Genomic DNA, 325 nt, shown 5'->3' with positions numbered 1-325 from the left:
GGTCTGGGGCGTCGGCGTCAACTCCCCCTGGGCACTGCGGCACGCCTTCAACGCCTTCGACGCCTGGCCCGTCAACATCGGCTTCCTCGGCCGCGGTTCCTCCTCCCACCCGGCGCCGCTGGTGGAGGCCCTCGTCGAGGGCGGCGCCTGCGGGTTCAAGGTGCACGAGGACATGGGCGCGCACACCCGGGCGCTGGACACCGCGCTGTCCGTGGCCGAGGCCCATGACGTCCAAGTCGCCCTGCACACGGACGGGTTGAACGAGTGCCTGTCCGTCGAGGACACCCTCAAGGTGCTGGAGGGCCGGACCATCCACGCCTTCCAC

1 protein-coding gene is annotated in these 325 nt (G+C 71.1%); it reads left to right on the top strand.

The window, feature by feature from the left end; all coding sequences use genetic code 11:
- Window positions 1-325: amidohydrolase family protein (locus VM95_RS38190; RefSeq protein WP_045706331.1), on the top strand; the 325-nt coding region annotated here is incomplete at both ends.

It is taken from the genome of Streptomyces rubellomurinus, from assembly GCF_000961885.1.
GTDB lineage: Bacteria > Actinomycetota > Actinomycetes > Streptomycetales > Streptomycetaceae > Kitasatospora > Kitasatospora rubellomurina.
This window is presented reverse-complemented; position numbering and strand designations above follow the sequence as displayed.